We start from the raw sequence: 24,003 nt of genomic DNA, 5'->3' as shown, positions 1-24,003 counted from the left end.
AATTTAGAAGTCATCATCATAGTTTCTCACTGCTTTGGAGTCAGGGGCAAAGGCTAACCACAAGGGAAATTGCAGCAGTGACAAACTGATTTGCTCTTCTGAATCGTCAATGATAATTAAGGGCAGTTGATTGGCTTTCGTCAATCGGTCTGCTTTTTGAGCCACAGCATCTGATGCCTCAAATAATACCACACCTCTGTCTGGCCCGAAATCTGGACGACCGATTCCCAGACAGTCTTGCAAGCCGCGCCGCCATTCACCTAATCGCTCCGGTGTATTAGCTAAGACTAAAGTACGGACGCGATCGCCATACAGCTTATGTAATATCGAAATTGTGGCTGAGGCAATCAGAATATTCTGTAAGCGGCTACCCATTGTCCGCAAACCACCCCGTCCCCCTTGGGTAAAAAACCAGTTAGAGACTCGTTCTGCATGGATTGGTTCAAAGGTGCGGCGTAGTTGCCACGCTGGCCCATAGTAATCTGGTTTATTGCGGTATTGGTCAATTAGGCGGCGAATTTGCTTTGTAGTATCTTGAAACTGCTGTTGGGCAAATTGGGGTATTCCAGGTTGGGATTCAACTGGTTTAGCCTCTTTTATAGATGGTTTTTCTCGTTCCACCACACTTGGCGTCAGTTGCAACTGTTCAGCAGCAGAGGCCAAATCCTGTAAGCTACCCGTGAGATAGTCTTTAAAACCCTGCACCCGAATTGCCAAGTCTTGGGATGTACCCGCAAAAGTGGTTCGCATCTCGTTGCGAATACGTTCTTGACGGCGTTCTAGCTGTTCTACAGAAATTTGCAGGGTTTGTTTACGTTGTTCTAACTGCACCAGCGACTCTTGCACAAGTCGTCCCAGCGAGGTTTGAGTTTCACTTACTTGGGACTGAAGGTTTTTGTAAGAAGCTTGCAGCTTGGCTATTTCTTCCTTGAGAACTGTCTCAGCGCTCTGCAACTCTGCCACTCGTTGCTCTGCTTCTGCATATAATGAATTATTTTCTGATCCTATTTCTGACCCCAGTGCGATATTTTCCGCTTCTAACTGCCCTACAAACTCGCCATTTGAATTTTCTGTTAGCTCTACTGGAGAATCTACCACTTCTGCATTGGAGATGAGTGGCTCAGAAGTTGAGTAGCCTTCTGATGAGCGAATGGCTTCTGTTTTTACCACTGACTCAACAGATGGATTTACTGGATGAACAAATGCATTGTTTTGTTCTGGTTTTTCTGCCAACCGCTCATCAATTGGTTCTGGGGTTTGAGATGCCTCTGAGTTCATAAACAATAGTGTAATTCCGATGACGCGAATAAATAGCTTTCAGAAATATTACAATTGACCTGCCATAAAAGTCCTGAGTGCTGAGTTATGAGTTTAAAGCAAAACAACTCAGCACAGATAGCACTCAACACTAAATACGTGGACAACGTTGTTCCAAGCAAGTTTTCAAGGTGTTGGGGTCAAATAAAATCGGCAAAAAGTGAATACTTTTAATTTCTTTAAAGTAAAACAGGATGGGGATTCCATTCCAGAATATCCGCCAGTTTTGCCATTCCTGGTAGGGAAAGCGCCGAATCAATTTTTCGCCTCTGTAAATATCTAAGTCGGTAGCGGTAAATTGCAAACGCAGCGTTAACGCCTGAAACATGAGAAACAAACCAAACAGTGTGAAAACAGAGCCTACCCACGGTTGTACTAACAGTAGTGGAATAGCGGCAATCACCAACACTATAGGTATATTGTAACTAGGCTTGAGTTCTACAGTTGAGGTGGAGTTATGAGCAAATGAACTGGTCACAGTCTTAAATCCTGCTTTATTTAGTAGGCATTTCTCCTATTTTAGGAGTCAGAGACGCGATTAATCGCGTCTGTACAGGAGTCAGAGACGTGATTAATCCCGTCTGTAAAGGAGTTAAGAGTTATGATTTAAAACTCCTCACTCCTAACTCTTAACTCTTGACTCATAACTCTTAATTTTTATGGGCTTTGTATAAATGCACTGCCAGTCCCCTGAAACATTAACCAAGAAAGAAGGAAATTGCTCACAAATATAACCAGCAAGGCAGTCACAACAGCAGCTGTGGTTGACTCTCCTACACCTTTGGCTCCTCCTGTTGTCGTTAACCCCCAACTGCAACCAATTACGGCGATTAAAATGCCAAAGCAACACGCCTTAATCATGGCGCTAAAAATATCCCAGATACCAAGAAAGTTACGGGCTGAGTCTAGAAATACCGTATCAGACAGGTTGTAGATATTTGTCGCAATTATTAATCCCCCAAACATCCCTGTTATCAAAGACAGGAGAGTTAAAATTGGTAGCATCAAACAGCAAGCAAGAACGCGGGGGATAACTAGGTAATCGATTGGATCTGTTCTTAACATCAACATGGCATCGATTTGTTCTGAGACTCGCATGGTACCGATTTCTGCTGCAAAGGCAGAACCGACTCGTCCGGCTAAAACCACTGCTGTTAACACGGGAGCGAGTTCTCGTGTCAAGGCTATAGAAAGCACTCCGCCGATAACGTTTCCTGCCCCAAAGTTGATAAATTCCCGCGCCACCTGAATGGTAAACACCGCGCCAACGAAAATAGCCGTCACGAGGGCAATAAATAGGGAATCTGGCCCAACTGCTGCCATTTGTTGTAAGGTGTTGCGCCGATGGATTTTGCCCTTTAATAGGTGAACTAGTACTTGCCCACCCAGAAAAATCGCTGACAGCAGCCGCTGACTCCATTTTCCTAAACTGGATTCGGATGTAGTCTGGTTCAATGTTCTGTAGCTAACTCGGTAACTGCTTTAAGAATAGCGGAAGTCATGGGAATGGGGAATGGGGAATGGGGAGAATGAAAAATGACCTCTTTCCCCTCTGCTTCTTCTTCCCCTACTCCCATTCGGCTACGCTCACGGCAAGCCTACTCCCCACTCCCTTAAGAAGACTAAACATTAACTTAGATTAAAGACGCTCTCAGAAAGTGAAGCTGCTATTAAAGGTGCTGAAACCAATAAATAGCTGCTAGCCTTGGCTCTAACATTGATTTTGCAAGGGTTTGGGAGATTGAAGTCATTTTTGATAACTTCACCATCTGCTGTAACTGATAGCCGTTTCTTTTAATGAAAACTTAAGATTTTTGACAGATTGTCTGTTCGGAAGCGATCGCCCGTATTGTAGAAAATGAGAAACCGCTATCGGGCTATTGTCATCTCTACTCACGGAGTTTGTCCTAAATGACTATTTTCACAAACTTTCTCCGCTCTTTACTACTTACGATCATTTTTAGTTTTGTCGCTCCCATGCTCCTAGTTGGCGGCGGATTGCTCCTTCTATCACTGAGCAGTCACTTCCCTGGTTTACAAGAGTTAACTGAGGCGATCGCTATTCAGATTAGGCATTTTCTCGCCACCTTTGGCAGTGGAACTCCCCTACGCGGATTATTTGTGATTAGCTTGACCTGTACTTTCGTTGGGGCACTCTTTGATATGTACGTTTATTATCGGGGTCAAATTTTACGAGTAGGTTCATGAGTAATTGAAATACCTTCGTCAGATGGTCATGGGCTGTATAAGCGAGGAAAAAGTCATATTTCCAAAGGTGAAAGTACTACTACCCTTAACTTAGATAGGGATTAGTGTTGCTGAATAAATTTTTATTAATTAAATTCAGTGCCGAGGTGATTGATTAAATACTTATTATTCATTAGTTATTAGTTATTAATTACTGACAACTAGTGCAGGTGTGCGATCGTAGTAAACCAATCCTCAAAAAGTCAGAATAGCAAGGGTTTTATAATTTTCAGTTCCGCAAAAAAGTTAAAATAATCCCTGCTAAATCATCAGGTTGAACGCTAGACTAGAGTTTGGCATTTTGTGTCAGCCGCAATACTTTAGGACTTAATTAGTATTCATTGAGAATATCAAATAAAACTCCCTGTAAAATATAAAATTTTCCTTAAAATCCTGATGAGCAGAATGACTGCTCATGTTTCTTAACAGAGTAAAGCAGGGCATCTGACCGTTGGGCATCTTATATTGAATTTATTACGAGGTATGTTGACAGCTCATGGTTTGGCCGTTTAAGCCCAAGTTTAGAAAACAAATTGCGCGGATTGAAATTACCGGTGCGATCGCCGGTGCTACTCGCAAACGCGTCCTAGAAGCCCTGAAAACTGTAGAAGAAAAAAAGTTTCCGGCATTATTGCTACGTATCGATAGTCCTGGCGGTACAGTCGGAGATTCCCAAGAAATCTACAGCGCCCTAAAGCGTTTGCGCGAAAAAATCAAAATCGTCGCTAGCTTTGGCAATATTTCGGCTTCTGGAGGAGTCTACATCGGTATGGGAGCCGAACACATCGTCGCCAACCCAGGTACAATTACGGGTAGTATTGGTGTGATTCTGCGTGGGAATAACTTGGAACGCTTGCTAGAAAAAATCGGTGTTTCCTTCATGGTAATTAAGTCTGGTCCTTACAAAGACATTTTGGCTTTCGACCGGGAACTGACTCAACCAGAAGCAAACATCCTGCAAGAGTTGATTGACACAAGTTATCAGCAGTTTGTCCAAACAGTAGCTGATGGCCGTTCTTTAGCAGTAGAAACTGTGAAAACTTTCGCCGATGGTCGGATTTTTACTGGACAGCAAGCCCTAGAGTTGGGTGTTGTAGACCGCCTGGGCACAGAAGAAGATGCCCGTCGCTGGACAGCAGAACTAGTCGGGCTTGATCCGGAAAAAACTCTCTGCTATACCCTAGAAGAACGTAAACCCTTATTGAGTCGCTTTCTTCCAGGGAGTCGTCAGTTTTCATCAGGAATTGGAGCTGGTATTGATTGGCTCGAATTTGAAATGTCTACTAGTGGTTTACCGTTGTGGTTATATCGACCCTGATATGAGTTAGGAGGAGCCAGTGCGGTCTTCTCCCAAGGGGAGACGCTAAAAGCGATGGGGTTTCCCCAAGTGGAGCAACTGGCGTTTATGAGTGAGAAGTTATGAGTTAAAAATCTTAACTTCTCGTTCTTAAGTCCTAACTCCTGACTTTTCTGTTTTAAGGAGGATTTGACGTGGAGTGGCAAATGCGGGCGATTCGCGGAGCAACAACCGTTTCAGAAAATACCGTTGAGGCAATGCGAGAGGTGGTGACAGAACTACTAAATGAACTAGAAAACCGGAATCAATTCCAGCCGAGGGACATGATTAGTGTGACTTTCTCAGTGACACGCGATTTGGATGCTATTTTTCCAGCTGCGATCGCCAGAGCGCGTCCGGGTTGGGATAATGTGGCCATGTTGGATGTGCAGCAAATGCACGTCCAAGGTAGCTTACAGCGTTGCATTCGGTTCTTAATCCACGCTTATCTGCCAGCTTCCGCCTCAATTCATCATATCTATTTACGCAACGCCGCCAGCTTGCGTCCCGACTGGAGTTTACCCCAATCATTACAAGTATCACAGCCAGCAGTGATTCTATAATTCTTGCGGATGTGGCAGTCAATCATGCCTAGAGTGACTGAGCTTCTAAATCAAATTGTTGAATGGGTGCAGCAGTACAACTCAGAAGAATGGCCTGATGAACCTGACTTTGATACAAGTTTTCCTAACTATCCAAGTCTTACAGCAATGTTAGAGAAAGAGATTAGGCGCTTGAAGTTTGTCTGGAAAATCAGCTAGCCACACTTCACCAGATTTCAGGTTCATCAATCAAATCCAATACTTCTTGTTCAACCACTCTCGAACGAAGAATATCTAGAGCATCCTGGTCTGCCAGTTCAATAATCTCTGCAAGGCATTGCTGCACTTGTTGAGCAATATCAGGTTGCCATTGGCGTAGTTTTGTGTCGAGTTCTTGGACTAAAACATCCATTTCAAGTTTCTTTTAATCTTGAGTTCCTGAAACTACTATCAAGTTATTTGTTGTATTCGGTTGAAGTTCTTTGGAATGTTCTGTTTGAGTGAATTCGTCAAAAAATTTGAAAAACTGCTCTAGTGCAGTGTGTTCATCTTGGTAAAAAAATAGAATAATCTCATCCCAGGTATGATCAGAACTTACAGGAAATCTCTGCTGAATCCAAGTTTGAAATTCTGAAAATTGCTGTTCTTGTGGTGTTTGAGGAATTCCTATCTGGCGACGGGCAAAGCAGTAACCTGCTAGAAAAGTACGGAGGTTGGATATAGAAGCTCGTCCCAAATAGATGGCAGGACGTTTCTGTATATTGTGGATTAGGTCATACAAATCAACCATCTGTCCCTCCAACTTAAAAATTGGTTTCGGTGATTTGGAAATTGCCGCCTAAATCTTGGGCAGGGCAGTATAGGTTATTGATCCAGTCTACTGTGGAAATTCCTTCAGGATCTATGTTGTCAAAGATGAGTTCTTGTCCATCAATTTCAACGGCGATCGCTTCATGTCGCCCATTAATGGAAATGTTTTGTCACAGGCGTTCATGGTAAATGTTGCAGAAGGGATCTTCTCTACTACCTGTGAACAGGCTAATCTGTTTACCAGAAATGTTTTGCTCAATGAGGAATTGGCGCAAGGCGATCGCACAGGGAACGCATTCAAAAATCTGGAATTGTGCAGCGATCGCGCTCAGTTGACTGTGAAGGCTAGCCTTGATCATGATGTAGCTTTCTCAGGCAGCGATCGCGCTCTGCAAAGTGACAATGGAATATATGCTGAGATTTCCCAGACGACGAAAGTTAGGATCAGATCAACAATTAATAGTTCGATTGAACAATAACCTCTAAAGAGTACGATTGTACCAATTAAAGGTGCGATCGCTTTCAGAGGTTATTTTTATATATAGCGGTTCTCGTTTACGTCAGATACACCCGTAGGGGCACGGCAGTGCCGTGCCCCTACACCTCGTGATGTAATGTTGTACCGCATCTGAATAAAAACTGCTATAGCGATCCGATTTCATTTATAAAATTATTTGCGTAGTCGGGCAATAGGCAACAGTCAAGAAGCCTCTTTGAGTTATGCTGAATTTTTTCAAAAATCAAATATGATTCCTATAGGTTAAAATTTATATAGGAGGTAAGCTATATGTTAAAAACAATTCAAGGAATTTATAAAAACGGCAAAATTGAATTAGCTGAAACACCAGAAGGCATCACTGAAAGTTTAGTGTTTGTCACCTTCCTAGAAACTAAATCCACCCAATGGTCAGAAATAATCATGCAATATTCAGGTATAAAAGAAAGTATTATCTTTGAATCATATCGAGAGGAACTGATACCACCGAAGGAAATTGAACTTTAATTATGTATGGGTTATCTACTCGATACTTGCGTCATTAGTGATTTTGTCAAAGGAGAAGAAAACACCCTCAAGCGAATAAAATTAATCTCCCCTACTGAAATTTTTGTTTCATCTCTAACAGTTATGGAGGTGAAATATGGATTATTTATAAACCCACAACGCGCTATTAAAATCCAATCAATTATTGAAATATTATTAGCTTCAATTACAATCTTACCTTTTGATTCAAAAGAAGCAGAACAAGCCGCCCACATCAGAAGCTTTCTTAAATTAGCTGGTTCACCGATTGGTGCTTATGATGTACTTATAGCAGCCACCGCAGTAATCAATAATCATATTGTGGTTACATCTAATGTCCGAGAATTTCAAAGAGTACCTAACTTGCAAATCGAAAATTGGCGTTCTGTGTGAATAGCTTACTCCTCCTCTAACTTAATGTGAGCTTCTCCAGCTTACCTAAATGTATAATTCTTAAAGTAAAACGGTATTACCTTCCCTGTAGGAGCTTCTGTCTTCCTTGCAGCAACTTTCGCTTTCACGTTTAGGTGTTTCGCGCAGCCTGTAGCAGCTTCCGCCTTCACGTTTGGGTGTTTCGCGCAGCCTGTAGCAACTTCGATCCCACAGGTTTTCTACAAGGAATAAGTCAGACAGAAATCACTCTTTTGATTTTTAGCAAATGCGATCGCATAAAATTATGTCGCAGCAGCAGAAATTCTCAAGAGATTTTTGACGCGATCGCACAGCCCACCGTAGGCATCGCTTAATAATCGAACAACTCTATTCTTTGTGATGATCAAACCGAATTCCTAAAAAAATGTCATAAACAAACTCAAAAAAGTCCTTTTTCTCTAACAATCCTGAAGTTTGATAACATCCTTTTTCATCTAACAGGGGCTTCATCAGATAATATGCAGGCTGGTAATTATACCAAGGAATCGAAGGCCACAAATGATGAACTAAATGGTAATTCTGCCCCATAATCAGGATATTCAAAATTGGGTTAGGGTAGACACGAGCATTTTTCCAGCGATCGCGCTCCGCAAAAGGACGATGGGGCAAATAGTCAAAAAATAATCCCAGTGCTATCCCCACCACAAAAGCCGGTATAAACCAAAAATTGAGAATGTAACCCAAAAAGTGATACTGCACTGATATATAAACAATTACACCGACAATTAAGCGGCTGATGAACCATTCCAATAGCTCATATTTACGCCACAGTCGCCGTTGAAAGAAAAATACCTCGTGGTACAAAAACCGCACCGCAATCAGCCATAGAGGGCCACCCGTAGAGACATAATGATCTGGGTCATCTTTAGGATGATTGACATGGGCATGATGCTGTAAATGCACCCGCGTAAATACTGGAAAAGCAAAAGCTAGCATTAAAGCACTGCCATGCCCTAACATTGCATTAATCACCCGATTGCGATGGGCAGATTGGTGACAGGCATCGTGAATTACCGTCCCAGCACAATGCAAGGCAATAGTATTAACGCTAAAGCAGAGCCAGTGCGGCCATTCCCAAAGCCAGTAACCAAAGCTAGATAACACCAGCATTGCCACAGCTACGAAAAACAGCAGTAGCGTGCGATTGAAATCACCAGGAGGCGCTAAAAATTCCTTGGGTGGGATTATCAGTGGCTTTTGTGCCTCCGATGTGATCATTTTTGACATTGACTCCTTCTTTACCAAACATTACGAATATACGATAAAAGATTAGCGAATAATAAAGTTTTGCTAAGTTTTGTATACCAATATTTATCTACAGCTTTGCATATCACTAGATGAATAACGCTATGATTCCAGACGAAGCCAAGTCTTTACTGATAAGTGGGGTATGACAATCGGCAATAGGTTGATCGGATAAACTCCTTTGTCAGGAGGATGGAGACAAGATTGATGTACTATATCTAGTCTAACCCACAGCCCCTATTCTCCGATAAACCCTCTCTAACTGCTTATTATTGATATAGCAGTGACTGAAAAGGAGATGCCACTTAAGTTACGATGACTTCCCAGATAGCTCCCTAATTTCAGCCCCTATGCAATTAAGAGATTCTCTGCGCCGGACAAAAATTGTCGCTACTATTGGCCCCGCCACTAGCAGTCCTGAAATGCTGAAGGCGATTATTGAAGCGGGAGCCACGACGCTGCGGCTAAATTTTTCCCACGGAACTCATGCCGACCATCAGCGTAGTATTCGCTTAATTCGGCAAACCGCCTTTGAATTAAATCAGCCAGTGGCTATTCTCCAAGACTTGCAAGGTCCAAAAATTCGCTTGGGGAAGTTTGACAACGGGTCTATAGTTGTGGCAAAAGGCGATCGCTTCACCTTGACAAATCGTCCGGTTGTAGGTACGCAAGAAATTAGCTGCGTCACCTACGATTATTTAGCCGAAGAAGTCCCAGTTGGCGCAAAAATCCTCCTCGATGATGGACGAGTCGAAATGGTCGTGGAAGAAATTAACCGCGACAAAGGTGATTTGCATTGTCGCATCACCGTGCCTGGTAAACTTTCTAACAACAAAGGCGTAAACTTTCCCGGCGTTTACCTGTCAGTTAAGGCAATGACCGACAAAGACCGAGAGGATCTGATGTTTGGTCTCGATCAGGGTGTAGATTGGGTAGCGCTTTCCTTTGTCCGCAATCCGCAGGACATGATCGAAATTAAAGAGCTAATTTCCAGTACAGGCAAGCAAGTGCCAGTGATTGCCAAAATTGAAAAGCACGAAGCCATCGAACAAATGGAGGCGATTCTGGCTTTGTGTGATGGCGTAATGGTTGCCAGAGGCGACTTAGGGGTGGAATTGCCAGCAGAGGATGTTCCCGTACTCCAAAAGCGGCTAATTGCCACAGCAAATCGTTTGGGAATTCCGATCATCACCGCTACCCAGATGTTAGATAGTATGGTGAGCAATCCCCGTCCCACTCGCGCGGAAGTGTCGGATGTGGCAAATGCGATTTTAGATGGCACGGATGCGGTGATGCTCTCCAATGAAACCGCAGTGGGCAGCTTCCCTGTAGAAGCAGTGGCCACGATGGCGCGGATTGCCGAGCGCATGGAGCAGGAAGAAGTCCAACACTTAAACTTACGTTCTGCCAGAGATGCCCGCCGCTCCATTCCCAATGCGATTAGCCAAGCTGTAGGTCAAATCGCCGAACAACTAGGCGCAGCAGCAATCATGACCCTAACGCAAACTGGGGCAACAGCTCGCAATGTTTCTAAGTTCCGTCCCCAGACACCGATTTTGGCAGTGACACCCCATGTGAATGTGGCACGACAGCTACAAATGGTGTGGGGAGTAAAACCACTGTTAGTACTAGGATTACCTTCCACTGGTCAGACATTTCAAGCTGCGATCAACGTAGCTCAGGAACTGAAGTTACTGTCTGAGGGAGATTTAGTAGTGATGACTGCTGGCACACTTCAGGGAATTTCCGGCTCCACAGATTTGATTAAGGTTGAGGTGGTGACGGCAATATTAGGTCACGGAATTGGACTAGGACAAGGTTCAGTTAGTGGTCGCGCAAGGGTGGCAAATACTGGCATGGATGTTAGTAACTTTAATCCCGGAGACATATTAGTTGCACCTCGAACTAGTGCGGATTTTGTGGAGGCAATTCGGAAAGCTGCCGGGATTATTACGGAAGAGGAAAGTCTGACAAGTCACGCAGCAGTGATTGGTTTACGTCTCGGTGTGCCAGTGATTGTCGGCGTAAAGCAGGCAACGAAGGCGATTCGAGATGGGGCGATTATAACGCTGGATCTGCAACGGGGTTTGATTTATTCTGGGGCGGTGAGAACGTCTTAGGAGTGGGGAGTAAGAATTTTAGATTTTAGATTTTAGATTTTGGATTTTGGATTAAAGAATTGAAATTTAATCCAAAAGACGCTCGGCTATCGTCAATCCAAAATCCAAAATTGAATTGCCCAATGCCCTTTATCAAATAGTTACGATCGCAACCCCAAGCCATCCAGCAAAGTTTTGCTCCTGTGTGGAGTCAGGATGCTCAACAGGTTTTACTTGATATTGAATGGGATGTGGTGAGGCGAGGGTGATAGAATAGGTAAGCAGTTCGTCTTGGTGGAAAACTGTGACTTCGATTGTATCGTTTGCTTGGTAATCTTTCAGGCGATCGCTTAAACTATTCCCCGTTACCTTAATCCCATCAATTGCTAGCAACTCATCACCTGCATCAATTCCCCCTACTTGGGCAGGTGAACCAGTCTCTACAAACTTAATCATCTCCCGCCCATTTTCTGTATTTATTTTCACACCCAGATAAGGTTCTTCCTGCTGATCTGCTACCAACTGTAAGCCAAAGGGTTCTAAGTACTGATTTAAGGGCAAATCGTCAATGCCATCAATATAGCGTTTAAAGAAATCAGTCAAATCGATTCCGGCAACAGATTCTATAACTTCCTGCAACTGTTCTGGAGTATAGCCAATTTCAGCTTGCCCATATTGCTGCCACATTTTCTGCATTACGTCATCGAGCGATCGCTGATTGTCGTGAGTAGAGCGAATCAGTAAATCCAGCAACAACGATACCATTTCTCCTTTTAAATAGTAGGAAATTTGGGAATTACCGCTATTGGCATCCGGGCGATAGAGTTTTATCCAGGCATCAAAACTCGACTCAGAAACCGATTGTACCTTCCGCCCCGGTGTCATTTCATATCTGGTAATTTCTTTGCCCAAGTTATTCAAATACGACTTAACATCATAAATTCCCGCCCGCAAAGGAATTAACAAGTCATAGTAACTAGTAGTCCCCTCACAAAACCACAATGATGGTGTGTAATTTTCTTCGTCGTAATCAAAAACCTCTAATGCTTTTGGGCGAATTCGCTTGACATTCCACAAGTGAAAGAACTCGTGTGCTACCAATTGGATAAAGCGATCGTACTTTTCCTGAGTGCGAAATCCAAAACGCTGGTAAATTAAGGAACAAGAGTTTTTATGCTCCAAACCGCCAAAAGCTTGGCTAAATAAATGTAGCAGAAACACGTATCGTTTGTATGGCAAACCGCCGAACATCTGCGCTTCTACCTGGACAATTTTTTGGATATCAGCAATCATCTGCTGGGCTTGGAAATTTCCCTGTCCCCAGATTGCCAGTTCGTGGGGTTTTCCCAAAACCTCAAATTTATACAATTGGTGGCTACCAATCTCAAAGGGAGTATCCACCAGAGTATCAAAATCGCTAGCCAAGAAAGTATTCGTTTCTTCAGCAACGGGTGGTAGGGCAGTAGTTACCTGCCATTCCGGGTGTGGTGGTACGATAGTGACGCGAATCGGTTGGTTCTCCCAGCCTGGTATTCTAAAAAATAGTGCCGCACCGTTAAAATAACCGTGGCTTGGATCTAAGTGATTTGTCCGTACCGATAGCTCATTCGCAAAAACGCGATAACGTACAGTTAATTCTGAAACACCTATTTTGTCTACCTGCCAGTGATTTTTGCTGATCTTCCGCCAAGGTAAAGGCTTATCCTCTGCAAAAGCCGCAAAATCTTGTAAATTCTTGGCATATTCCCGGACTAGGTAGGAACCGGGTGTCCACACCGGCAATTTTAAATCGAGAATCGCCGAAGGATAATCGGCAAGGCGTAAAGTTACCTCAAACAGATGGGTTTCTGGTTGGGGCATTGCCACCAGGTAATGAATCGTTGGCCCGGTTTCGTGGACGTAGATATTGGGACGAGTTGCTGTTGCTTCAGTCATCTTGTGTGCTGAGTTAATACTCGATAGGTAATTTTTTCCATCATGACAAATTTGCCTTTTAATTTTGAGGATGTACCTCATCTGATCGAGAAGTGCTATTAGGGATTTCCAACAAATAAATTATCCAATCTTGTGGGGTGGGCATCTTGCCTGCATTTGGCTACGGGCGGGTGAGACACCATAGGTGTCAAGTTAAGCTCAAACTTACTATGTCAATAAGCATTTATGCTGAAAAACTCGGTTTTAAAGGGACAAAAAACGAACTTTTTCAGGGACTATTAATGCTTTGTTTATTAGCATCACTCCCAGCTTGCGTATAAAAGGCAGAAAAAAGTTCACCTTTATACTTCGTTTCTCACAAAACCTATCGTTGACAAATGGGTTTTAATCTTAAGTTGACACTAATGGTGAGACGCCCACCCCACAATCAGTAGTTGAGTATTTTTTTATTTGGAAGCCCCTTGTCTAATACAAAACGTATGTTTTTATACTTGTATCTATACAATATTTTTATTGAAAAATTATTTTTTAATAACTGAATAACTTGTTGCTTTAAAAATATATAAAACTCCGAGTGATCGGGGTAGAAATCGGGGTAAAGACTGCTAATGTCCTTATCATATATTAATCTCCAAGTTATAACTATTTCTTGATTGGTAATTATATCCATATTGGTAATAACTAGGTCGGCACGATAAAACCTATGTATGTTTAGTTTTGTAAAAACTTTGGAATCACTGATTTAGAAGCTATTCGCTGATTTTACATTTTGTCACATAGGTTGATTTTTTAACGCTGACTTACTTATATGCTACTTTTTATATTATTTATTATTCTTTATGTAGCAGAAACACGTATTGCTCATCTGACTTTTCACGGGATCTGGAAAACCTCTCTCTTTGCACGAGAGAGGTTTTGAATTTGCCTTTTAACTTTTGAATTTAAATGGAGACGGCGGCTATTTGCTGCGGCTGGTAGTCAGAACCAAGTTTATTGGCACAAAAGCCGATATCGCGTACTTGATTTGGTTCAATTATTTTTCCCCAGTCCAAAGGAGTTACTACATACTGTATCGCTCCTTGCTGCTTAAAATCTGCGTTCCAAGAATTATTAATCGTAGCTTGGTTCATATTAAATACCAGCTGCCAATTACTAACCTTGGTATTGCCCTGATTTGTAATTTTAAAACTGACACAAAATCCTGTTTTCCAGTTGGAATTGATGTCAGTAGTCACTTTTAGTTGGGCAGTACTAGTCGGAGTTGGGGAAACAGAAGGAGTCGGAGTTGGGGAAACAGGAGGATTACTCGGTTTGTCTGGCGGTTGAACTTGTACAGGTGAGAGCAGTTGGGATAGTAATTGCTGCTTGGGTAGATCAACAGTTTGCCAATCATCTAGTAAAATTCCGCCTGTATCACTACTATCAGGATTCCAACTCCAGTAAGTAAAGCTCAAGTTATTTTTTTGAATGTATTTCACCAATTCATTTTGCCAAATTCCTTCTTTGGAATTTAAGTCTACTTTCCGTCCCCCAAACTCCCCAATTAAGATGGGAGCAATATTCTCACTAGCGATATAGTTAAATCCTATTTGCCAGCGATCAATTAAATTTTTAGGAAAGTTAGAGTCATAAAAGTAGGGCTGATTGTACACTCCAGCGCCGTACTCATGAGGAGAATAAACTAGCTTGTTAGAAACCGATAAACGTACTGGGTAGCTCTTAACACCTTCTAAATTTCCCCCATACCAATGCTGTAGCAGTTTTTGACCGGGGACATTCTTTTCTACTCCTTCAACGACAATCAGCCAATTAGGGTTGACACTGAGAATGGCATTACCTGCGCGTTCTGCTGCTAGTCGCCAGTCGGTATTGATGTTGTTATCACCCCAGCTAGCTTTCCCGTGAGGTTCGTTTTTTAAGTCTGCGCCGATAACGTTAGCTTGATTTTTATATCTGATGGCTAACATTTTCCAGGTATCGATCCAGTCTGCTTCGGTAAACCCATCTCCATACCATAATTCTGGAATTTGCTGGTCGTTGAGGCGATGGCTGTCGAGTAGGATTAGTAATCCTTGGCGTCCTGCTTCTTGAATAACTAAGTCCATTACCTCTAAGGGGGTTTTACCTTGGAGTTCTATGTTGCTGCCAATTCCAAAGTCAATGCCACTTACATTAGGCGATCGCAATCCTGCCACAGAATAAGGCAATCGGATGACATTATATCCCAAGCTTTTAATCTGCGCCAGCATTTCTTTATAATCTCGTTTCCATAAACCATGAGGGGCGTGTGTATCAGTTTCCATACCAAACCAGTTAACACCTCTGGGCAATACAGCCTTGCCTTTCGCATCCACAATTGTTCTACCAATCGTTGAAAGTGGTAGCTCTATTGGCGTCGCAGCCCTAGAAGCATCTAGCTGGATATTAACAGGTGCTTTAGTCAAAATTATGACTAAAAATACCACTAAGCTTAAGGAAAATATCAGGAATTGCTTGTGTAACCTGAGTGTTCTTGGTTTACTTTTTGAGATCAATCGCATAATTTTATTACCTTTCCTGGAGATAAACTCCTAAGTCTAATTACTTAGTAAAGTATATATTGCTCTAACAAAAAAATACTCTACTTGTAATTATTTTTACTTAAAAATTATTTTTAGGTATCTGACCATTCCATCGAGGATAAATTTTTCTATTCTGATTACAATGATTTTTTTGACAGCTTTTTAGTTATTAAATTAACATTCCATGCATCTAACCATCCTAGTAATCTTAGACCCTAATAGCAATATTTAGCTACTATTGTTTCTGTATCCGCAAAAATTGGATAGTAGAGGTCAAGATCGCTAAAATCTTTGACTAGTAATATGTATAAACTTCTCTCTAGATTTTCCATTTCCCTTTATATAATCTGCGAGAGTTATTTAGTTTACAGAAAATTTACGAGATTTACTGACTTCTTCATCATTTTTCTATTGAAACAATCTTGGATAGAAGATAATTTGGATACTAAGGCAGTACGCATATTGAGTGACCGTCAAAACTCTATACAAGCTAGATGTTAGAAGCGGTAATTATATCTGCTGCGATCTACCCATTGTCTTTTATTTAACAAAAACTTTCTGATTATGACACTTTCTGCACTGCAAAAATTTTTACTACCACCTGCGATCGCTTCTCTAAGTGTATTTTCTTTAATGTCATTCCCCCTTGCTACACTAGGCGATAAACAAATTGCCATCAAATTCCAGGAAGAACCTATTTTCTATGGCAAACTTAGAGATATTGCTATTCCTTACGTAATTTTTGCAACTGCACTTAGTATAGGGTCTGGAATTTTAGCACTTGCTTTGTGTGGTTGGCGAAATTCCTCCTCTAAATCAGCGAAAATTCAGCAGGAATTATCTAATCTAGACCAACATCTACAGCAAAAAGAAGCATTACTAAAAGAATGGCAAGTTTCTGAGCCTCGGCTGCAAATTTCTGGATTGAACGCTTTTTTAGATGACGAGATGCCTTTTGATCAAGCTTTAAGTTCAAAAAGCTCTGGAATAACTGCATCTCAACCTATTGAAGGGCAAACCCCGACACCGATGTACGCACAGCCAGTAAATCCTGTAGCAAAGGTTGCAACTCAAAAAAATACCACTACGACGATGACAAATGTTGCTGGTACTTCTGCCTTTGCATCCGCCCAAGTTTTCCTTGGCTATGCTCGAGAAAATCCGAACAACATCAAAGAAATTGCTGCTATTGATGAAGTGAATCAAACAGCAATTATACCATCAGAATTTGAAGAGTTGCAAAAACAAATTAAAGAGATGATGTTACAGATGCAGACAATGCAGAAGAATTTGCAAGTAACGCCCCAAGCAATAAATGCTGAGGTAGAATCCCCAGCTAAATTTAAGATATACTACAATACTGTTCTTTGAAATCTAGGGACTTCCAACAAATAAATTACCCAATCTTGTGGGGTGGGTAGCGTTCGACTGAGCGCTCACGCCGAAGTCTTGCCCGCCTTTGTATACAAGACCTCCTGTCGCCCACCCCACAAGAAGTAGTTGAGTATTTTAGATAGCAGGAGAAGATTTAAACCACTTCAGAGCATAGAAGTACAGAGCAAGTAGCTTTAGGTATAAATTTCCTCTCTGCGTCTTTCGTGAAGCTTGCGAAATTGCCACAACTTTCTTAATCAGGACAAAGAACTTTTCTCTACAGACAATGCCCACTGAATTGGTGGTTGTTGGGTAATTAATATCTGGATGCCAGCCTCAATATGAGCGCTGGTATTCCAGTTTTTATTAGGACTTACGCAAAACTACACGCGGTAGGGGCAATACCCTGCGGTCAGCTAAAGCTACATGAATTGCCCCTACCTAAAAATCAGAATTTCAGCTATTGTTTGCATAAGTCCTGTTTATCTATCAAACATAGAGGGATGGAGGGCTACTGTACCCCATGCTCAATATTCTCACTTGAGAAACTCTGGAGGAGTCACAGAGGCATTCGTCTGCCTATTTTTACCCGGTGGAAGTAAGGTAGTTTTAGAAACTATGGATTGTGGCGGAATTTGATATCGGTTTCCCCAGCCACCATTCAAGTCTTCCGGTTGCGGACGAGGTGCTATTGTTTTCCCTGTAGGTAGGGGTATTGTTAAGGTTTGACTCACTTGTAAATACTTTTCACCTTCGTTAGTAAAGCGAATCAACTTGCTTTCAAGCTTTTCAAGCTGTTGATTTTCTGACTTTAACTTTTGAGAGTTTTGATTATCTGACTGTTCCCACTGACTGGCAGGATCGAAAATAGCTACAAATTTAACATCACCTTCTGGAAACAGTCGTATTTGTGCTGGATTTACTTGCCAGACTTCCTGGAAACTGCCATTGGGTGCAACTTGCCACAGATTCAGCGCGGCCTCCCATTGTCCCTGCTTCACTTCCACAATTTGACGAGCCAGAATTGAACGGTTAGTATTCGTGTCTGAGTTGGGCAAAGCTTCTGCTTGTCCTGATACTGGATGCAAATAGCGCACAGCGGCCACTGTAATCTTGCTAGACTCAGGCAGATTGCTACTACCGACTACGTTGTATACGCCTTTACTTGATATAGGTTGGACATTTAGAATTTGCATCTCCACCTTTTCTTGTGCCTTTTGAACACAGCCATAACTGGCAGCTAAAAGCATAAGGCAAATGGCTACCTGGAAATTAGCAGAAGATAAAGCTTTAAATTTGGGAATAATAGTCTTTAAATCAAGATTTTTCATGATAAAAGGCAGTATTTTTTTGATTTTTTCTAAATAACTCACGTTTTTACCTATAGTGCCCAATTTTTTTTTATAGATAACAATTTTTATGACTTTTCAGCAAATTAATTGAGAATTGCAAAGTTTATGCAATCTAGTGGTTAATACTCATTAAATTTGCTAAAGTTGCGACGTTAACTAAGATAAATATGTAGTTGTTACCCAACTAGGCTGATGAGGCAAACAGTACTCGATTGCTACAAATTTACTTTTCCAAGCCAGTACCACAAGGTTTATCCACTGCTTTGCACTGTCGCCGTTTCGATTTGCTGGGTACTGGCAGTGAGCGAAAAGTCTTCAGCTCAAGTCAACCCATCTCAGCTAGAAGCTAGCGACTACCAATTGGGTTTAGTAAAAACGCTACCAGTGCCCAAATTTGTACAGCAGAAACCAGCCAACAATCTTCAACAACTGGAGAGTGTCTTTATCCAGCAGCAGGTGACTGGAAAAGCTCCAGCAGCAGCACGTAATTCTGTTCTACCAAGAGTGGCAGCAGGTGGGGACACTTCTGACCTAAATTTAGGATTGCAGGGACAGATGAACGGCTTGGAGCCACCAATTAGCTCAGTAGTAGCTCCAGTAGCTCCACTGCCACCACTAGCGAACTCGTCTGCAACGCCAGAATCAACTGCACCAGCAGCACCAACTTTTAATCAACTACTCAGTTCTCAAGCAGCTCCCCTGCCGCCACTTCCCAACTTGCCTGGAACGCAAGAATTCACTTCACCAGCAGCACCAACTTTTAATCAACAATTATTCAATCCAGAGGCAAAACCATCAGTCCCTAGTACCACTCCTACTCCCAGCACAGTACTACCAGTTACGCAATCAGTAACTACTCAACAACGCCGTCAGCTTACTAGCAGTAGTTTAAGGCAACCCTCTTTACAATTCCAAGGAGTTTATATCACCCAAGGCAGTGACACCACAGCACGAGCGAGAGTCACGGGAATCTACCCACTTTCTTCCCAAGCTGTGGTTGGGGCAACCCTGGATTTAACCAGCCAAGGCAGCAGCTTGGATGACTCTCGAAACGAGGGTTTGAACATTAACGAGCTTTATTTGGCGACTTCTCTAGCAGGGGTGCCTAATCTACGGTTTGTGATCGGTCAATTAGATTTAACGTCTTATTTCGATCGCAACAGCTTTGCTAAAGATGGGGCTAGTCAATTCTTTAATCCGGTATTTCAAACCAACCCAGCACTGGCAGCAACGGGGATTAGTTCACGCACTAGTTTATTAGTCGATTGGAGTGTCACCGACAATATTGAAGGCAAAGCAGCTGTCTTTTCATCAGCCAACAAAATCGGTGACTTTTCCTTAGATGGATTTGCCGGAGAAATTGGCATCCGTTACGGGAATGCAATTATTCGTGGTACTTATACCACCGATCGCGACGCTGGTGTTGGTGATAGTTTCCTTGAAAGCTACAGCATTCCCAGAGGTAACAATCAATTTGGCACTCTTCTAAACGATCGCGAAGAAGCTTATGGCCTCAACGCCGAAGTCTTTATTCCCAATCTGAAATTAGGTTTGTTTGGGCGCTATGGTCATTACGAAAATCGCACTTTAGGAGAGGGTGCAAATACTTACGTCTTGGGAGCTAGTTTATTAGATACGTTTACCCCAGATGACCGACTAGGCGTAGCTTATGGACTTCCTCTTTCTAACGATAGCCTGCGTCGTGGAGACCGTCCCGATGTATTGGAAGCGTATTATGATTTTAAATTTCTTGATAATCTGCGGCTAGGCTTCTCGGTTCAAGAACGTGATAATTTCTCCGATACAGTCTTCGGGGTCAGGGTGAAATCAGAATTTGATCTGACTCCCAGAGGGAGAATTAGTCAATGAGTCAAAACAACATAGATAAAAGGCAAAAGGCAAAAGCTAAAAAAATTAAATATCCTTCTCTTTTTACTTGTTCATTTTTGGTTTTTACTTACTTGGTAACTGTGCCGCCTTTGGGTAGCATTGCCCCTGCTGAAGCACAGAACTTATCAGCATCGGCACAAAAGGGTTTTGCATTGTTAAAAAAGGGCTTGATTAATGATGCGATCGCAGCCTTCCAGCAAGCCCTGAAAAGTCAACCGGAATCTTCGCCAGTTAGGTTAGGATTAGCGATCGCTTATCGCAAAGCCGGACGTATTCCCGAAGCTTGGAGTGCTTATCAACAAGTGCTGGCGGTAGACTCCAACAACCAACTAGCTTTAAAAACGGTTGGTCTATTAGCTAGTTATCGTCCTGAGTGGAATTTAAAAGGAATTGAGGCTCTGACAACTTTATTAGAGTTGAATCCCAATGACTCAGAAGCTCGCGGTTATCGTGCTCTACTCTACTCCTATCAAGGACAATTAAGCGAGTCCCTGGCAGATTATCAAATCGTGTTGAGCAACAACCCGACACCAAAGGCAGTCCTTGATGCAGCTCAAACTTATAGTTACAGTGAGGATTTTCCGAAAGCACTGGAGTTGTTTAACCGCTACCGCACCACTGGCAAAGCGATTACAGGATATACAGCACTAGCCTACGGTCGCACCTTACGAGAAACAGGCAATCCGGCGGGGGCAGTACAGGTGTTAGAAGCGCAGTTGCAGCGCTCCAGGAGCCTTGACAACATAGCGATTGAAACTCGTAAAGAACTGGCTGTGGCATACCTTGTAAATCAACAACCAGCCCAAGCATTGGCGGTCTTAGATGTATTACAGGGAAGACCAGATGCGATTTTGCCCTTAGCGCGATCGCTCAATGAAATTCGCAAGTACACCAATAACCCCACCCTCACCCAGCAAGTTTTCAATCTCTATCGTCAAGCTCTCCAAACCGATCCCAACCCTTCCCCCAAATTGCTGCGCGAAGTCGCTGATGTCTTTAGTGGGTTCCCCGAAGGACGACAAACAGCACTGCAACTATATCGGCGGGTGGCGTTAGAATTTCCCAACGATCAAAGTTTGCTGGTGCAGCAATTAGCTTTGGAAAATCAGCTAGGTTTACTCGGTAAAAATGACTTGAAACAGCGTTTGGGGACTGCAATCCAATCACTACCGAGCGATCGCGTGCAGTTACAACAGCTAGCTAATGCCTTAGTCAACATTGATGCTCCCGACCCAGAATTTTTACCTGTGTACCAAAATATTTTGCAAACAGGGGTCAACGTACCGTTTTTGAATTTCCGGGTGGCGCAAATGTATGTGCAGCGTCAAGACTTGAATGCTGCAAGGCAAGCATTGGCAGCTTACACAGCCACGCCCGCAGGTGCTAAAGACCTGGCACCGCAGTTACTAGCAGCAGAAATTGAGCGTCGTGAGGGTAGTATCGAAGCTAGTGCCCAGCGTTACGAAGCTGTGCTTGCTAGCAAGCCAAATAGTAACGATATTATTGATGCTGCTTTGGGCGGACTCGCGGGAGTGCGACTGCAACAAAAGCGTTTTGATCAGGCTGTAACAATTTATGACCAGCTAATAGCTCGCAATCCTCAAAATTTATCGATTCAACTGGGGCGTGCTAGTATCGCCTATCAAGCCAAACGAATCTCCCAACCAGAAGCAGAGGCAGTTTTAAACAATTGGTTAGCTACACAACCCGCAACCAATACTCCTCCAGAACTATACAGTTTGCTAGGAGCGCTGCCTACAGATCCGCAAAGAGAAGCTTTATATAGTTACCTGCTAGAAGCTGATCCTAGTTCCATACCATTACAATTGCGCCTATTACAGGTGATCGCAAAACGTAATCCAGCCCAAGCACGAGCGCGGATGAAGCAGTTGATTGCTCGCATTCCCAAGACTTCTGACTCATACCAGTTGCAGGCAGAGTTGGCTCGATCTGTAGGTGACTTGAATTTAGCTAGCAGTAGCTATGAGAATATTTTGGCGCAGCAACCAGATAACATTGATGCTTTAGCTGGTTTGGGCGGAATTCGCTTTGAACAGCGCCGCTTTGAATCGGCACAGGAGATTTATACTCAAGTGTTAGCACAAAAACCAGAAGACAAAGGCACACGCCAGGCCCTCGCTGGATTGAATGCGATTTTAGATCAGCCTTTGACGGCGCTGGCGCAGCTAGAACAATTGGAATTAGAAGCAGCCGAGGAAGGAGGAATTGATCGTGATGCGTCTCGGCAAATACAGCAAATCCAAACAGACTTTCTGCTACGACGAGGATTTCAACCCCCTTGGGAAGATTATGAACGTCGTAGCAGGAATTAGCGATCGCTTAAATTTCTTCATGAAAGTTAATTTTCAACAACTACAAGGGAACAATAAGGGCAAGGAGATGGCACTCTCACCATCAACTAATGTTTTACAAATCAAACTGTTTTTAGGATGTGGCACTTCCCAAAAGTGGCAGCTCTTGCCAGCCTGATTGGTTTATCTACCTGTGACTCTAGTTACTGGGCAGCAAAACCCCAAACACCGGATAATCGAACTCCGGTGGCAAATCTCCCCACTGAAGGTAGTAGTCAAAATCTCCCTAAATTTTTAGCGGATCTTCCTGAATCCACCCCTAACCGGGAATTACTAGCCCAAAGCTGGGATAGCTACCGCCAAAGATTTATTCAGTCAGATGGGCGGGTGATTGATTACCAAGCAAGCGATCGCTCAACTAGTGAAGGTCAAGCCTATGCTTTACTACGAGCAGTACTGATCAATGATCCGGCAACTTTTGCCCTCACTTTACACTGGTCGGAAAATAACCTCCAGCACCGAGTAGGGGGTAAACGTACAGATAGTTTGTGGGCTTGGAAATGGGGACGAAAGGAAGATGGTAACTGGGGTATCATCGACACCAACTTTGCCAGTGATGGAGATATAGATGCGATTACTGCCTTGATTTTGGCATCACGGCGCTGGAATCGACCCGAATACTTGGAACTGGCAAAACTTAAATTGCAAGATTTGTGGAACCTCTCCACCATCTCAGAACCCCAAGGTAAGCGCTACCTGTTACCAGGACCAGTGGCTGCATTTGTCCCGAATGAATCTACCTATTACCTCAATCCCTCTTATTTTGCTCCCTATGCTTTTCGGATCTTTGCACAAGTTGACCCCCAACATCATTGGTTGAGTTTGGTAGACAGCAGCTATCAAGTGCTAGAAAATTCCGCAAAACTTTCTAGCGTGGGTTTACCTAGTGACTGGGTAGCTCTAAATACCAAAACTGGACAATGCCAAACCCTACCAGCATCTAGTACTCTGAAGAGTTTGTATAGCTTTGACGCCTATCGAGTGTGGTGGCGTTTGTCGTTGGATGGTGCCTGGTTTAATTCACCCCAAGCGCGGCGCTATCTAGTGACATCCACTCAGCATCTGCAAAAACTGTGGAGTAAACAATCGAGTTTACCAGCCCGCATTGATCTCCAAGGAAAAGCATTAGTGAATTACGAAGCTACATCCCAATACGCCATGTTGTATGCCGCTATGCAATTAGTAGAACCAGCAACAGCTCAAGAACTGCTTGTGAAAAAAATACTGCCTCAATACAAGCAGGGAGTTTGGGGAGATGAATCGGCTTATTACACCCAGAACTTGGCTTGGTTAGGATTGCTACCTCCAAAGACAATACCCCAACGACTGCTTACAGGCAAATGACATCCTCCGATGCTGAATTAGAGTACAGGCTTGCCAAACTCCTGATTAGTTAAGCAATTCTTCCTTTTGTTCCTTTGCGTCCTTCTCTAACGAGATGCTGCACGTAGCTTGCTTCTCCGTAGGAGC

The 24,003-nt window shown here is 42.9% G+C and carries 24 protein-coding genes; 14 read left to right on the top strand and 10 right to left on the bottom strand.

The features are described from left to right. Window positions 1-3 precede the first annotated feature (3 nt). The 3 genes from ACYTXL_RS20515 to ACYTXL_RS20505 all read right to left on the bottom strand — a co-directional run bounded on the left by ACYTXL_RS20515 (window position 4) and on the right by ACYTXL_RS20505 (window position 2,772). Window positions 4-1,278: a DUF3086 domain-containing protein gene (locus ACYTXL_RS20515; RefSeq protein WP_461926381.1), complete on the bottom strand. Its 1,275-nt coding sequence runs from the start codon at window positions 1,276-1,278 to the stop codon at window positions 4-6. 130 nt (window positions 1,279-1,408) lie between these two features. Next, entirely contained in the window at window positions 1,409-1,795 is a 387-nt protein-coding gene (locus ACYTXL_RS20510) for a DUF3119 family protein (protein WP_461926329.1), read from the bottom strand. Between the two features lie 179 nt (window positions 1,796-1,974). Then, window positions 1,975-2,772: an MlaE family lipid ABC transporter permease subunit gene (locus ACYTXL_RS20505; protein ID WP_461926328.1), complete on the bottom strand. Its 798-nt coding sequence runs from the start codon at window positions 2,770-2,772 to the stop codon at window positions 1,975-1,977. A 456-nt stretch (window positions 2,773-3,228) separates the two neighbouring features. On the opposite strand from ACYTXL_RS20505, the gene ACYTXL_RS20500 reads away from it, so the two are divergent. From ACYTXL_RS20500 to ACYTXL_RS20485, 4 genes are all read left to right on the top strand, one after another. Next, on the top strand, window positions 3,229-3,525 hold the full coding sequence (locus ACYTXL_RS20500) for a hypothetical protein (RefSeq protein ID WP_461926327.1): 297 nt from the start codon (window positions 3,229-3,231) through the stop codon (window positions 3,523-3,525). 535 nt (window positions 3,526-4,060) lie between these two features. Further along, window positions 4,061-4,882, top strand: coding sequence for a signal peptide peptidase SppA (gene sppA / locus ACYTXL_RS20495; RefSeq protein ID WP_334908535.1), 822 nt, complete (start codon window positions 4,061-4,063; stop codon window positions 4,880-4,882). Window positions 4,883-5,055: 173 nt separating this feature from the next. Continuing rightward, complete coding sequence (gene aroH, locus ACYTXL_RS20490) at window positions 5,056-5,463, top strand: chorismate mutase (RefSeq protein ID WP_461926326.1); 408 nt, start codon at window positions 5,056-5,058, stop codon at window positions 5,461-5,463. A 24-nt stretch (window positions 5,464-5,487) separates the two neighbouring features. After that, window positions 5,488-5,661, top strand: coding sequence for a hypothetical protein (locus tag ACYTXL_RS20485; RefSeq protein ID WP_461926325.1), 174 nt, complete (start codon window positions 5,488-5,490; stop codon window positions 5,659-5,661). Window positions 5,662-5,668: 7 nt separating this feature from the next. On the opposite strand, the gene ACYTXL_RS20480 is transcribed toward ACYTXL_RS20485, so the two are convergent. Genes ACYTXL_RS20480 through ACYTXL_RS20470 form a run of 3 tightly spaced genes read right to left on the bottom strand, consistent with a single transcriptional unit; the run spans window position 5,669 to window position 6,377 of the window. Continuing rightward, window positions 5,669-5,854 carry a hypothetical protein gene (locus ACYTXL_RS20480; RefSeq protein WP_461926324.1) on the bottom strand — a complete coding sequence of 62 codons (186 nt, stop codon included), beginning with the start codon at window positions 5,852-5,854 and terminating at the stop codon, window positions 5,669-5,671. A gap of 12 nt (window positions 5,855-5,866) precedes the next feature. Continuing rightward, window positions 5,867-6,232, bottom strand: coding sequence for a hypothetical protein (locus ACYTXL_RS20475; RefSeq protein ID WP_461926323.1), 366 nt, complete (start codon window positions 6,230-6,232; stop codon window positions 5,867-5,869). Window positions 6,233-6,245: 13 nt separating this feature from the next. Then, window positions 6,246-6,377, bottom strand: a complete 132-nt coding sequence (locus ACYTXL_RS20470; RefSeq protein WP_461926380.1) for a papain fold toxin domain-containing protein — start codon at window positions 6,375-6,377, stop codon at window positions 6,246-6,248. Here ACYTXL_RS20470 and ACYTXL_RS20465 point away from each other — a divergent pair. From ACYTXL_RS20465 to ACYTXL_RS20450, 4 genes are all read left to right on the top strand, one after another. Further along, complete coding sequence (locus tag ACYTXL_RS20465) at window positions 6,366-6,731, top strand: hypothetical protein (protein ID WP_461926322.1); 366 nt, start codon at window positions 6,366-6,368, stop codon at window positions 6,729-6,731. The genes ACYTXL_RS20470 and ACYTXL_RS20465 overlap by 12 nt on opposite strands. 308 nt (window positions 6,732-7,039) lie before the next feature. After that, complete coding sequence (locus tag ACYTXL_RS20460) at window positions 7,040-7,255, top strand: hypothetical protein (protein ID WP_461926321.1); 216 nt, start codon at window positions 7,040-7,042, stop codon at window positions 7,253-7,255. 6 nt (window positions 7,256-7,261) lie between these two features. Beyond that, entirely contained in the window at window positions 7,262-7,666 is a 405-nt protein-coding gene (locus tag ACYTXL_RS20455; protein WP_461926320.1) for a PIN domain-containing protein, read from the top strand. Between the two features lie 134 nt (window positions 7,667-7,800). Further along, entirely contained in the window at window positions 7,801-8,019 is a 219-nt protein-coding gene (locus tag ACYTXL_RS20450; protein WP_461926319.1) for a hypothetical protein, read from the top strand. 13 nt (window positions 8,020-8,032) lie between these two features. On the opposite strand, the gene crtR is transcribed toward ACYTXL_RS20450, so the two are convergent. After that, window positions 8,033-8,923, bottom strand: a complete 891-nt coding sequence (gene crtR / locus ACYTXL_RS20445; protein ID WP_461926379.1) for a beta-carotene hydroxylase — start codon at window positions 8,921-8,923, stop codon at window positions 8,033-8,035. 377 nt (window positions 8,924-9,300) lie between these two features. Between crtR and pyk the strand changes: the two genes are divergently transcribed. Further along, a complete protein-coding gene (pyk, locus tag ACYTXL_RS20440; RefSeq protein WP_461926318.1) occupies window positions 9,301-11,070 on the top strand; it encodes a pyruvate kinase in 1,770 nt (589 codons plus the stop codon). Between the two features lie 132 nt (window positions 11,071-11,202). On the opposite strand, the gene ACYTXL_RS20435 is transcribed toward pyk, so the two are convergent. Further along, the gene (locus tag ACYTXL_RS20435; RefSeq protein ID WP_461926317.1) at window positions 11,203-12,984 is read right to left on the bottom strand and encodes a M61 family metallopeptidase; all 1,782 of its coding nucleotides are present in this window, start codon (window positions 12,982-12,984) and stop codon (window positions 11,203-11,205) included. 941 nt (window positions 12,985-13,925) lie between these two features. Beyond that, window positions 13,926-15,524, bottom strand: coding sequence for a cellulase family glycosylhydrolase (locus ACYTXL_RS20430; RefSeq protein ID WP_461926316.1), 1,599 nt, complete (start codon window positions 15,522-15,524; stop codon window positions 13,926-13,928). A gap of 585 nt (window positions 15,525-16,109) precedes the next feature. Between ACYTXL_RS20430 and ACYTXL_RS20425 the strand changes: the two genes are divergently transcribed. Beyond that, complete coding sequence (locus ACYTXL_RS20425; RefSeq protein WP_461926315.1) at window positions 16,110-16,916, top strand: hypothetical protein; 807 nt, start codon at window positions 16,110-16,112, stop codon at window positions 16,914-16,916. 539 nt (window positions 16,917-17,455) lie between these two features. Here ACYTXL_RS20425 and ACYTXL_RS20420 read toward each other — a convergent pair. Beyond that, entirely contained in the window at window positions 17,456-18,250 is a 795-nt protein-coding gene (locus tag ACYTXL_RS20420; RefSeq protein ID WP_461926314.1) for a hypothetical protein, read from the bottom strand. A 321-nt stretch (window positions 18,251-18,571) separates the two neighbouring features. Here ACYTXL_RS20420 and ACYTXL_RS20415 point away from each other — a divergent pair, with 321 nt between their 5' ends. Genes ACYTXL_RS20415 through ACYTXL_RS20400 form a run of 4 tightly spaced genes read left to right on the top strand, consistent with a single transcriptional unit; the run spans window position 18,572 to window position 23,877 of the window. Then, window positions 18,572-20,140 (top strand): carbohydrate porin, encoded by a 1,569-nt coding sequence (locus ACYTXL_RS20415; protein ID WP_461926313.1) that lies wholly within the window; start codon window positions 18,572-18,574, stop codon window positions 20,138-20,140. Continuing rightward, on the top strand, window positions 20,137-22,494 hold the full coding sequence (locus ACYTXL_RS20410; protein WP_461926312.1) for a tetratricopeptide repeat protein: 2,358 nt from the start codon (window positions 20,137-20,139) through the stop codon (window positions 22,492-22,494). The genes ACYTXL_RS20415 and ACYTXL_RS20410 overlap by 4 nt, the downstream gene beginning before the upstream one ends. Next, window positions 22,472-22,651, top strand: a complete 180-nt coding sequence (locus tag ACYTXL_RS20405; RefSeq protein ID WP_461926311.1) for a hypothetical protein — start codon at window positions 22,472-22,474, stop codon at window positions 22,649-22,651. Before ACYTXL_RS20410 ends, ACYTXL_RS20405 begins: the two co-directional genes overlap by 23 nt. Next, window positions 22,612-23,877 carry a glycosyl hydrolase family 8 gene (locus ACYTXL_RS20400; RefSeq protein WP_461926310.1) on the top strand — a complete coding sequence of 422 codons (1,266 nt, stop codon included), beginning with the start codon at window positions 22,612-22,614 and terminating at the stop codon, window positions 23,875-23,877. Before ACYTXL_RS20405 ends, ACYTXL_RS20400 begins: the two co-directional genes overlap by 40 nt. Window positions 23,878-24,003: the final 126 nt, after the last annotated feature.

It is taken from the genome of Nostoc sp., from assembly GCF_054880495.1.
This window is presented reverse-complemented; position numbering and strand designations above follow the sequence as displayed.